11 protein-coding genes are annotated in these 10,447 nt (G+C 61.7%); 7 read left to right on the top strand and 4 right to left on the bottom strand.

Annotated features, from left to right (window positions below; genetic code table 11):
• Positions 1-204: 204 nt before the first annotated feature.
• Entirely contained in the window at positions 205-783 is a 579-nt protein-coding gene (locus WAW39_RS23560; protein ID WP_422321607.1) for a hypothetical protein, read from the top strand.
• Positions 784-803: 20 nt separating this feature from the next.
• On the opposite strand, the gene WAW39_RS23555 is transcribed toward WAW39_RS23560, so the two are convergent.
• Complete coding sequence (locus WAW39_RS23555; protein WP_422321606.1) at positions 804-2,066, bottom strand: glutamate racemase; 1,263 nt, start codon at positions 2,064-2,066, stop codon at positions 804-806.
• 64 nt (positions 2,067-2,130) lie between these two features.
• Positions 2,131-3,555 carry a nucleoside recognition domain-containing protein gene (locus WAW39_RS23550; protein ID WP_422321605.1) on the bottom strand — a complete coding sequence of 475 codons (1,425 nt, stop codon included), beginning with the start codon at positions 3,553-3,555 and terminating at the stop codon, positions 2,131-2,133.
• 98 nt (positions 3,556-3,653) lie between these two features.
• On the opposite strand from WAW39_RS23550, the gene WAW39_RS23545 reads away from it, so the two are divergent.
• From WAW39_RS23545 to WAW39_RS23520, 6 genes are all read left to right on the top strand, one after another.
• Positions 3,654-4,613: a MerR family transcriptional regulator gene (locus tag WAW39_RS23545; protein ID WP_422321604.1), complete on the top strand. Its 960-nt coding sequence runs from the start codon at positions 3,654-3,656 to the stop codon at positions 4,611-4,613.
• Between the two features lie 43 nt (positions 4,614-4,656).
• Positions 4,657-5,484 (top strand): fumarylacetoacetate hydrolase family protein, encoded by an 828-nt coding sequence (locus tag WAW39_RS23540; protein ID WP_422321603.1) that lies wholly within the window; start codon positions 4,657-4,659, stop codon positions 5,482-5,484.
• Between the two features lie 99 nt (positions 5,485-5,583).
• Positions 5,584-6,360, top strand: coding sequence for a hypothetical protein (locus WAW39_RS23535; protein WP_422321602.1), 777 nt, complete (start codon positions 5,584-5,586; stop codon positions 6,358-6,360).
• 66 nt (positions 6,361-6,426) lie between these two features.
• Positions 6,427-6,612: a hypothetical protein gene (locus tag WAW39_RS23530; protein ID WP_422321601.1), complete on the top strand. Its 186-nt coding sequence runs from the start codon at positions 6,427-6,429 to the stop codon at positions 6,610-6,612.
• On the top strand, positions 6,597-6,905 hold the full coding sequence (locus WAW39_RS23525; protein ID WP_422321600.1) for a type II toxin-antitoxin system RelE/ParE family toxin: 309 nt from the start codon (positions 6,597-6,599) through the stop codon (positions 6,903-6,905). Before WAW39_RS23530 ends, WAW39_RS23525 begins: the two co-directional genes overlap by 16 nt.
• A gap of 13 nt (positions 6,906-6,918) precedes the next feature.
• The gene (locus WAW39_RS23520; RefSeq protein WP_422321599.1) at positions 6,919-8,502 is read left to right on the top strand and encodes an aldehyde dehydrogenase (NADP(+)); all 1,584 of its coding nucleotides are present in this window, start codon (positions 6,919-6,921) and stop codon (positions 8,500-8,502) included.
• A 245-nt stretch (positions 8,503-8,747) separates the two neighbouring features.
• Here WAW39_RS23520 and WAW39_RS23515 read toward each other — a convergent pair whose 3' ends face one another.
• Both WAW39_RS23515 and WAW39_RS23510 read right to left on the bottom strand, forming a co-directional pair.
• Positions 8,748-10,184 carry an AAA family ATPase gene (locus WAW39_RS23515; RefSeq protein WP_422321598.1) on the bottom strand — a complete coding sequence of 479 codons (1,437 nt, stop codon included), beginning with the start codon at positions 10,182-10,184 and terminating at the stop codon, positions 8,748-8,750.
• A 4-nt stretch (positions 10,185-10,188) separates the two neighbouring features.
• Positions 10,189-10,447 (bottom strand): hypothetical protein (locus WAW39_RS23510; protein ID WP_422321597.1); only part of this gene is annotated, 259 nt, incomplete at its 5' end.

Raw genomic sequence — 10,447 nt, 5'->3', positions numbered from 1 at the left:
ATATATAGGTCGTGACCCTGTGACCCTGAACCCTACCACTCTGATGGGAATTGAAACTCACCACCGGTGCCCCGCTGCCATCACTGATTCCACTTCCCGCTGGGCGTTGCGGGATCGTCATGATCTCTCGGTTTGGAGTTTCGGAAATGTGCGGGGCGCACGCAAAAACCAGTGGCATCAAACATCATTTCATTAACTTCCGTCATGGACACTTCGCTCAAAGACTTCCTCATGAGTCAGCCTCCCGGCTCCGATCTCGACCGGGAACAAATCGAATCCCTGCTGGCGGACGCCTGGCCATCTTTACGCGGTTCGCGCGCAGGTGGCATGCAGGCGCACAAGATCCGGGGACGCACGGAAGGGTTGTGCTGGAACCCGCCGCAGCTGACTTTCGAAATCGAGCGCCACGGCGGCACCGTGAACGGCTCCACTCGTGCCGAGATGCAGCAGTGGTGTGTGGACGTTGCAGCTCATGCCGCAGAGATCGTTTCCACCCGCAGACGCCAGCTCCACGCCATGGCCAGCAGAGTGAACGTCAAACAGCCCGCCGCGATCATTGCGGAGGCCATCCTAAAAAATCAGGAGTCCGCCTCGCTCAAAAGATATCCGGATGGCCGCGTGAAGGTCTTGATCAGCGCACTCTTCCCGCACGGAGATGACTTCAAACAGACCGTGTCCGGCCGACGGAAGCGATTCCGCGCCACGCTGGAGGCCCTCATTCAGCCCCACGGCTGGTCGGAGGTGTCCACCAACACCTACCAGCAGCGCCCGTCGGGATCTTGATCCTTGTCCGCGCCGTCACCTCACTTCCCCATGCTCTTCCACACCGCAGGCAGTCTCTCCCTCACCAGCTTCGCGCTGTTCACTGGAATCAGCTCTGCCGTCAGTGGCACGTTTTTCGTGTCTTCAAAGTCCAGGTGGCCCGGGCTGCGCGAGTACTTGTAGTCCTTGTCCAGGCTGCCATCGCCGGAGAGCTGGATGCCCACTTCCTCCACACGCGGCACGGAGAGGTAGAACAGACCCTGTTCAAGAACGCATTTCTCACCGGACTTCAGTCGCAGCTTCGCCTGCGCCAGTTCGCGAAACAACTCACGGGCCGTCGCTTCAGCAGGATTCACAAAGGTGCGCTGCTCGGCGATGAGATCACGAAATGCAGCGTCCTGACGCAGCGCGGTGAATGCCGAGTCGATCTCCTCCTGCGCCAGCGGGTAGTGCGTGCAGCCCAGCACAATCGTTTGCAGCGGCGTCGTGGGCTTCTCCGCCCGATACGCCTCCGCCAGCGCTCGTGCCTCTTTCATCGCATACGCCGACACCGAATCCGGAAATGCAGCATCTCCTTCGATCGCCCCCGCCAGCGTGGCGCTGCCCTGCTGCGCGATCACCGGTACGCTCTGCCCTGCGCGTCCCAGCGTGCTGGCGATGGTGCGCGGATACACCTTGCTCGCGCAGGTGCCGATGGTGGCCAGCACGCCGATGCCCCCGGTGCCCTTGGATTCCAAAACACCGCGCGCTCCCGCCTCCACCACGCCCAACACGATCACCGGCACCTTCCATGCCGCCATGGCCTTGCGGACCTCTTCGAGTCCATAAGCCGTGGCCGTGTTGCAGGCGATGACGATGGCCTTCACCGGCGGCTTGTCATACTTCGGTTCGCCGCCCTTGGCAGGCCATGCGCGGCGGCCCAGCAGAAAGACCGCATCCTTCACGATGAGCTCGCGCAGGTAGTCCGTGCGGTTCACCGCAGAGTAGTTGCCGTAGGGCATGTTCGCCTGGTCACCGAAGTAGATGAAGCGCTCTTCCGCAAAGTCCGGCACCCCATCCGCCCCCGGCTGCAGCGTGTCATTATGAAAAGCGTCCAGCTTTAGCAGCGCCTCCAGCACCGTGAGTCCGCCGATGCCGGAATCAAACACGCCAATGGGCAGATGGCGCGTGGCCTCGGCATCGTTCCAAGCGCTGGCATCGAAAGTGAAAGCAGCTTTGCCATCGGCATGGGCCCGCGCGTGTTCGACAAGATCTGCGGCGTGAACTGCGACGGCGAGCAGGAGCAACGCGGTGAGGATTTTCATGGGAAAGAGTCGAAGAGGGCGGAAACGTACGCAGCATGCATGCCAATTCATGGCACGTGTAGCCTCAGGTAAACGCAAACAGCAGCCGCCCAAAGAACACGGCGGCCACCATGCCGATGAAGTCAGCGGTGAGCCCGGCCACAAGAGCATGGCGGAAGCGGCGGATGCCCACGCTGCCGAAATACACGGTCAGCACGTAAAAAGTCGTCTCGGTGGAGCCATACAGGATGCCTGCGGTGAATTTCACCATCTCGCTCAAATCTGGCCGTGTGAGGATCTCATTGAGGATGCCCTGCGCGCCGGATCCGCTGAGCGGGCGCATGAGTGCAAGCGAGAGGAGTTCCACCGGGAAGCCGAGCATGTTCAGCAAGGGGGCCAGCAGGTATTCCAGCAGTTGAAACGCCCCCGACTCTCGCAGAATCGCCAGCACTGCCAGCATGGCCACGAGGTAGGGCATGATGCGCACCGCCACCTGAAAGCCCTCCTTCGCACCATCCACAAATTCTTCATACACCTTCACCCCGCGTGCCCAGGCCACGCTCACGGCGAGGATCAGGATGGCCGGAATGGCAAGGCCGGAGGCCCCATCCATCACACGACGCCACACGGGCGGCTCCACCTTCGTCTGCGTCGCTGCAGCGGCTTTCGCCTCCTCCTTTTTCAAGGCCAGCGTCTTCTCCGCCTCGGCTTTGCGCTGGGCAGATTTCGCCAGCACGGTGGAAAGTCCCGTTTGATCCAGCACCGTCTGCCGCCAGGAGGGCGGGCCGAGTTCCAATGCGGAGACGCCGATGAACAGCGTGCCCAGCAGCGTGAGCCAAAACTTCGCCTTGGTGGAGATACCCGCAGGTTTGACGGCCGTGCTCTGGGTTTCAGAAATGAATTCATCCGGCTGCGCCACAAATCCCGGCAGCCGCTGGAAACTCTTTGCCGCGATCACCGCCGCAACCGACGCGCAGGCCGTCGCAAGAATGGTAGGAACGATGACACGGAAGCTGTGACTCACTCCGGCGGCGTTGAGGAAATTCATCGCCGTCATCGGGATCAGCGTGAAGGCCCCGGTGTTCAGGGCCAGAAAGGTGATCATTGCATTGCTGGCGCTTTGCTTGTGCGGGTTCAGCTCCTGCAGGTGTCCCATGGCCTTCAGCCCCAGCGGCGTCGCGTTGTTGGAGAGGCCCAGCATGTTGGCAGAAAGGTTCATCACCATGGCGCTCATGGCCGGGTGGCCCGTGGGCACATCGGGGAAAAGGCGGCGGAGCAGGGGAGAGAGCAGGCGCACCACGGCCTCCAGCACGCCCGCCTTTTCCAGCAGGCGCAGCACCCCCAGCCAGAACATCATCATGCCCGCCAGCGGCAGGGCGATGCCCATGACGGCCTTTTCAGCGCCTTTCATCGCGGCGTCGATGACACTGGCGTCTCCAGAAACGCGGCCGACCAGGCCGGCGACGAGAAGTCCGATGAAAAGTAGGGTGGCCCAGATGTAGTTCAGCATGTCGTAGTGGAAAATGTGACAACGTAGTAGCCAGATGCGGCAGCAATGCGTAAACGTTTCTGCGCCAGCCTCAAGTGGCAACTCCCATACATTTGTTCATGCCTTGTCCTATCCAGCTCGCCAGCAAGCTCAGCGGCCTCAGCCAGCATGTGATCCGCATCTGGGAGAGGCGCTACAGCGCCCTGAGCCCCAGCCGTACCGACACGAACCGCCGCATGTACTGCGACGAAGCTGTGAAACGGCTGAAACTGCTGAAAATTCTCACGGAAAATGGCCACCGCATCGGCGGTGTGGCACGGCTCTCCACGACGGAGCTGGAGGAACTGGCCCAGGGCACCGTGCCCGTTGCACAGCCCGTATCTGCCCTCCCCGCAGATCCCACCGCGCCTGTTCCCGCAGAAGATTCCACGCCGCAGAGTCCGCCGATGGAGCCCGCGCAGTACGTTGACGACGCCATCGCCGCTTCCAAGCGCTACGATTGCGAGGGCCTGCGCCAGGTGCTTTTGCAGGCGCGCATGCAGCTTGGCCAGCGTGGCATGCTGCATCAGGTCATCTGCCCGTTGATCATCCAGGTGGGCAACAGCTGGCAGCTCGGGGCGCTGCGCCCGAGCCACGAACACATCGCCACGGCGATCATCCGCGAGCTGCTTCTCACCCCCGTGCCCGGCAGTCAGACGCCTCTGAATGCGCCGGAGCTCGTGGTGGCCACCCCTGCGGGGGAAGTGCACGAACTGGGAGCTTTGATCGTCGCCGCCTCCGCGCGGGATCTGGGCTGGTACGTGACCTACCTCGGCCCCAACTTGCCCGTGGAAGAGATCGCCGCATGCGCCATCGCCCGGCATGCCACGGCGGTGGCTCTGAGCGTGGTGTATCCTGAAGGCTGCTCCGTCATCGTGGAAAAACTGCGCCGCATGCGCGAACTGCTGCCCTCTGCCATGCGCCTCATCGTAGGCGGTCGTGCCGCTGAAAGCTACCGTGCGGTGCTGCCTGACATCGCTGTTCAATGGGTCAGCTGCCTGCACGGCTTGGACGAAGCTTTATGCAAGAATCAGGCGTGAGCCAAGTTGCATGAGGGCTGACTTTCTCTAGTTTCCTTTTCTCATGCTTTTATACCGCACCTCCACCGGCAATTTCATTCAGACCTCAAGTGCCTGGCACGCCGTTCCTGAAAAGAACTGGGATGCGCTGCTGGAAATCGTGGGCCTCTCCGCTTATCTCTCACAGATTGCCTCGACAACACCTGTGGTGGAAGCCCCCGCATCGGAAACCATCCTGGCTCCCATCGTCTCTCAGGAAGTGTGGGCCGCAGGGGTCACCTACTTCCGCAGCCGCACCGCGCGGATGGAAGAAAGCAAAGACGCAGGCGGCGGCAGTTTTTATGACCGCGTGTATGCGGCTGAGCGCCCGGAGATCTTCTTCAAAGCCACCCCCCAGCGCGTCGCCCATCCGGGGCAGGCCATGCATCTGCGCAGTGACTCCAAATGGATGGTGCCGGAGCCTGAGCTGACGCTCTGCATCAACAGCCGTGGCGACATCATCGGCTACACCGTGGGCAATGACCTTTCCTGCCGCGACATCGAAGGCGAAAACCCGCTCTACCTGCCGCAGGCCAAGTGCTTTAAACTCTGCGCCGCTCTCGGCCCCGCCATCCTGATTCAAAACGAACCACCCGCGCCCACGACCCGCATTCATTTGCAGATCGACCGCGCCGGAGTCGCCGCCTTCGAAGGCGAAACCACCGTCTCGCAGCTCAAGCGTACGCCCGCCGAACTCGCAGGCTTCCTCTTCCGCGACAACACCTTTCCCACCGGTACCTTCCTCATGACCGGCACCGGCATCGTCCCCGGAGATGAATTCACCCTGCAAAGCGGCGACATCATCAGCATCACCATCGACGGCATCGGCACCTTGGTGAATCCGATGGCCTAAGGTCACACTCATGGAATGGCGGCAGTGCGTCGCCATTCCCTTCATGGGGTTCGAATTTGAATATTTGATTTAAGGCCGCGTCTGAGGTCATGCGCTGCCATGACACCTCACGCCCTTCTCCTGATCTTCGTCGCTGCATGGCTGGCGAGTTGTGCGGCTGACCCCACTCTGGCCGTCAGCAACACCTTGGGCAGGCATGATCTACGGGGCAAAACTCTCGCCGTGGGTGGTTTGACGGCTCAGGAGGTGATGGTGTATCCGGGGCGGACTGAAGAGGGAGCTATTTTGCAGGAGGCTGGGAAAGCGCTGGATCATCGGTTGCGGCATTCACGTGTGCTCACCATGGAGGCTGCGCGTGACGTCGTCGGGTTTCCGCCATCCAAGTTCAGCGCGGGTGTGCCCATCGTCCTCGGCAGCAAGCTCAGCCCGGGCTTCATCCGCAAAGCGCATGCGGAGGGCCTGCACTACCTGCTGTGGATCGACCTGCGCGACAACTCGGTGGATCACTCCAGCAGGCAGCGTCAGAACACGCGCACCGTCTATTCATCATGTTCCTGCGGTAAGATCGGCGACAAAACCTGCCGCACGGGCTCTTGCTGCAGCGGCTGCTCCAGCTCCTGTCGGAGTAGCACCACAGTGACCGTGTATTCCGCGAGTGAATTCGCCATACGCCGCGTCGCGGCCAGTTACACATTGCTGGACACGGCCTCAGGCAAGACGGTCTGGCAGGCCGAATCCCTGCGGTCCGATTCGAATGTGAACACCGCCACTTCCGAGTCCGGCTTGCCCATGCCGCCGAGTGTGCCGCTGCCGCCCACGGAATCGCAGATCATGAAACGGATGACCACCTGTGCTATTGCTCGGCTGCCGAAGTGACGGGGGAGCAAAACCGGAGGCATGAATTTGTATTGCCGTGCTACGTAAATCAGGCAGGTTGGAGCTATGAGCAATCGCCAGATCGCCATCGACCTCCTTGAGAAACTTCCGGAAGACATGTCGCTTAAGGACATGGCCCGTGAGATTGAGTTCGTGGCCGGGATTCGTGAGGGCTTTGACCAGTTGGAACGCGGTGAAGGCATTCCCATTGAGAACGTGCGTGAACTGATGTCGTCATGGATTGTCGGGTGATCGTCTCGCCGCGTGCGCTGCTCGATTTGAAGGAGATCGTTCGCTACATTTCCATGGACAATCCGCCCGCCGCCCGTCGCTTTGGCGAAAAACTGGTCTGTGCCGCCGAGTCCCTCGCGCAGATGCCTGAGCGGGGGCGCATCGTTCCAGAGCTGGATGACGGCATCACAAGGGAGATCGTTGTCTATCCCTATCGGATTGTTTATCGCTACGACAAAAACGAAAACACCGTCGGCATCGCACGCTTCTGGCATGGCGCACGAATGCTGGACGAAACCGCATTTCTCTTTTAGAGACTCCCCAACCATGACACTCACTGGATATCACTACATCGCGGGCCGCGAGGCGGCTCCCCACGGCCACCTTTTTCACGCCTTCAATCCCACCACTGGCGCCCAGCTTGAGCCTGCGTTTGGCGATGCCACGCACCGCGAGGCCGATGAGGCCATGCAGGCGGCTGACGGTGCCTTTGACGCTCTTCGTTTCGCCACACCGGAAACTCGTGCGACTTTGCTCGACACCATCGCCGATGAAATCACCGCCTTGGGCGATGCGCTGATTGAGCGCGCCCACGCCGAGTGCGCGCTGCCGGTGGCGCGCCTCACCGGCGAGCGTGGTCGTGCGATCGGCCAGCTCAAGCTCTTCGCGGCACTGATCCGTGAAGGCTCCTGGGCCAATGCCTGCGTGGACCATGCCATCCCCGACCGCCAGCCGCTGCCCAAGCCGGATGTGCGCCGCGTGATGATGCCTATCGGCCCCGTCGTGGTGTTCGGTGCCAGCAATTTCCCGTTCGCCATTGGCGTCATCGGCACGGATTCCGTTTGTGCCCTGGCATCTGGCTGCCCAGTCGTCGTCAAAGGCCACCCTGCGCATCCTGGCACCTGCGAGATGCTCGCACGTGCGGTCCTGAACGCCTTGCATAAGGTGGGCCTGCCAGCGGGCTGCTTCTCCCTGCTGCATGGCAAGTGCAATGACATCGGCACCACGCTGACCAAGCACCCTCTCACTCAGGCCGTTGCCTTCACCGGCTCCCTGCGCGGTGGTCGTGCGCTGATGGACGTGGCCGCCGCCCGTCCGCATCCGATTCCAGTCTATGCCGAAATGGGTTCGGTGAATCCGGTCTTCGTGCTGCCCGGGGCGCTCAAGGAGCGTGCCTCGAAAATCGCTGAAGGCTATGTGGGTTCCGTGACGATGGGCGTGGGTCAGTTCTGCACGAATCCCGCCGTCGTTCTCGGCTTGAAGAGTGACGAGCTGAATCAGTTCATCAGCAACGCTGCCGCCCTCGCGGCCAAAGTGGCCCCGCAGACGATGCTGCATCGCGGCATCTGCGAAGCCTACGACGCCGGTACCGCCGTGTGGCAGACGGTGGATGGTCTGGAGCTTGCCGGTCAGTCCGAAAGTCCGCCCTCTGAAACCGCCTCCCAGGCGGCCTGCCGCATCTTCACCACGACGATCGACGTGCTGGAAGCCAACGAAGAGCTGCGCCGCGAGGTCTTTGGCCCGTGCTCCATCATCACCCAATGCGCCACGCTCGAAGACATGCTGCGCTATGCAAACAGCCTCGAAGGCCAGCTCACCGCCACCCTGCAGGGCACCGAGCAGGATCTGCGCGATTTCGCCCCGCTCATCCGTGTGCTGGAGCGCAAGGTGGGGCGCATCATCTTCAATGGTTTCCCCACCGGCATCGAAGTCTGCCCCTCCATGCACCACGGCGGTCCGTATCCCGCCGCCAGCCACAGCTTCTTCACCAGCATCGGCACCGGCAGCATCTACCGCTTCGTGCGTCCTGTCTGCTACCAGGGCTTTCCGGAAGAGGCGCTGCCTGAGCTGCTCAAAGACGCCAATCCTCGCGGTGCCATGCGCATTGTGGATGGGGTGATGACGCGGTAGGAGGCTGCGCGCCAGTATTTGGAGTGCGGTCGCGGAGATGCACGGCGCAAGCCTGCATCGAAGCCACCGCTTTCGAGCGTCTCGTGGCACGCGAGAAGGTGACCAGCCAGCGCGTGCCGTAGCCAGGGCTCTAACAGGTATTTCATGGCACTCGCTCACCGTCCGGCCTGCGAAAGCGGTAGCTGCGTTCGTTCCTCACTCCGCGACCGCACTCCATAGGGGAGGCTTGGCCTGCCTTTAGGGACTCACCGCTCCTTCTTCGTATTCGAAGGCGCGTTGAGGAACTTGCGCATGTCGTTGAAGATGCTGTTCGGGCCCTCCTGCGACTGCGCGTGGGTGCGCACGCCTTCAAACCATTCTGCGGTGCTGGGCGAATGCGCTTTCGCAACTGCAAGCAGCAGCTCAAGCGTGATGGGCACGGGCTGGCCGGTGTGAATGGCGGCGGAAAGGGCGAGTTCGGCGGCACGATCAAAGACCCATTTCAAGTCGGCTCCGGAGAAACCGTTGGTGGCTTCGATCAATTCCGTGTTGTCGAATTCGGCAATGGGCTTGTCCTTGGCCAGCAGCTCGATGATCTGCGCACGCGCAGGGGCATCCGGCGGGGCGACGAAGATGGCCTGGTCAAAACGACCCGGGCGGCGGAAAGCCGGGTCAATGGCCCATGGCTGGTTCGTGGCCCCGATGACGAGGATGCGCTGGTTCTCACTGCGGATGCCATCCATCTCATGCAGGAACTGGTTCACCAGATTACGCATCTGGCTTTCACGGATCTGGCGGCGGTCCTGGGCGAGGGAATCGATGTCATCAAAGACGAGCACGCAGGGCGCGTTGGCGCGGGCGGTCTCGAAGATCTGATGCAGGTTGCGCTCCGTGCTGCCGAAGTAGGGATCAAAGATCTCATGCAGGCCCACGGAGAGGTAATTGCACGGGACTTCACCCGCGACGGCGCGGAGAATGAGAGTCTTGCCACAGCCGGGCGGGCCGTAAATGAGTATGCCGCCGCCGGTTTTGCGGCCGTAGGCTTTGTAGAGATCGGGGAACTGCAGCGGGTAGGTGATCTTGAGGCGGATCTCCTCCTTCAGCTCTTCCATGCCGCCGACATCGGCAAAGGTCACGTTGCCACGCTCGGGATCACCCGGGGCATAGAAGGTCTCGGGGCGCCAGTCATAGGGCGGGTCATCGAAGGGATCTTCGAAGAATTCGTCCTGATCGGGGCCGCCGGCGATTTGCGGTTCCTGATTGGGAGGTTCTGGTGCCGGGGCAGGGGCGGTTTTGCGGGCATCACGCGCGGTACGGCCAAGCTCACGCTCAAGGGCGGGATCGCTCATGGTGCCGTCGATCTGCGCAGCACGGTCAAAATGCTCGATGGCTTTGGGGCGGTCGCCCTCGCTCAGATACACACGGCTCAGCAGCAGGTGGGCCTGGGCGTTGGTGGGCTCCAGAAAGATGACGCGCTCGGCACGCACGGCGGCCCCTGAGGTGTCTCCCTCCATGAACAAAACTTTGGCGATGCCCAGCATGGCGTCCGTCTGGTCCGGGTCCTGTTCCAGGGCACGGGTGAAGACCTCACGGGCCTCGTCCAGATGCAGTTCTTCCAGACACGCACGACCGTAGAGCAGCAACAACGACAGATTGTTCGGTGACTGGGTCAGGGCGTCGCGGAGTGCGGTGGAGTTTGGCATGGGTTTAATGATAGACCACCGCCGGGGTGATCCTGCTGAGATTTAAGAGCGCACGAAGCATGCCGCCAATGATTTCTTGGTACAACTCAAGACCTGCAGGCCTGCTGCCACCCGTGGTGTGAAGCCGGTCGAACGATCTGGAAGTTTGCCTGTGACGATCCATTTCCTTTGGGGTTACTGCCTTGGATGAAAATGAGTTTCTTGTTTTTACTGGCGCTGGGGATGGCCATGACGGGTACGGCGGAAGATCGTACGGGTGACCC

The sequence above is a fragment of the Prosthecobacter sp. genome, from assembly GCF_049294395.1.
In the GTDB taxonomy this organism is placed as follows: Bacteria; Verrucomicrobiota; Verrucomicrobiia; order Verrucomicrobiales; family Verrucomicrobiaceae; genus Prosthecobacter.
The sequence above is the reverse complement of the archived record's forward strand: the minus strand, read 5'-3'. Positions and strand labels throughout refer to the sequence as shown.

Excerpts from the sequence above, each read along its gene's own strand:
- WAW39_RS23535 (WP_422321602.1), top strand. The coding sequence starts at position 5,584 with ATGACACCTCACGCCCTTCTCCTGATCTTCGTCGCTGCATGGCTGGCG.
- WAW39_RS23530 (WP_422321601.1), top strand. The coding sequence starts at position 6,427 with ATGAGCAATCGCCAGATCGCCATCGACCTCCTTGAGAAACTTCCGGAA.
- WAW39_RS23515 (WP_422321598.1), bottom strand. The coding sequence starts at position 10,184 with ATGCCAAACTCCACCGCACTCCGCGACGCCCTGACCCAGTCACCGAAC.
- WAW39_RS23560 (WP_422321607.1), top strand. The coding sequence starts at position 205 with ATGGACACTTCGCTCAAAGACTTCCTCATGAGTCAGCCTCCCGGCTCC.
- WAW39_RS23555 (WP_422321606.1), bottom strand. The coding sequence starts at position 2,066 with ATGAAAATCCTCACCGCGTTGCTCCTGCTCGCCGTCGCAGTTCACGCC.
- WAW39_RS23540 (WP_422321603.1), top strand. The coding sequence starts at position 4,657 with ATGCTTTTATACCGCACCTCCACCGGCAATTTCATTCAGACCTCAAGT.
- WAW39_RS23545 (WP_422321604.1), top strand. The coding sequence starts at position 3,654 with ATGCCTTGTCCTATCCAGCTCGCCAGCAAGCTCAGCGGCCTCAGCCAG.
- WAW39_RS23550 (WP_422321605.1), bottom strand. The coding sequence starts at position 3,555 with ATGCTGAACTACATCTGGGCCACCCTACTTTTCATCGGACTTCTCGTC.
- WAW39_RS23525 (WP_422321600.1), top strand. The coding sequence starts at position 6,597 with ATGGATTGTCGGGTGATCGTCTCGCCGCGTGCGCTGCTCGATTTGAAG.
- WAW39_RS23520 (WP_422321599.1), top strand. The coding sequence starts at position 6,919 with ATGACACTCACTGGATATCACTACATCGCGGGCCGCGAGGCGGCTCCC.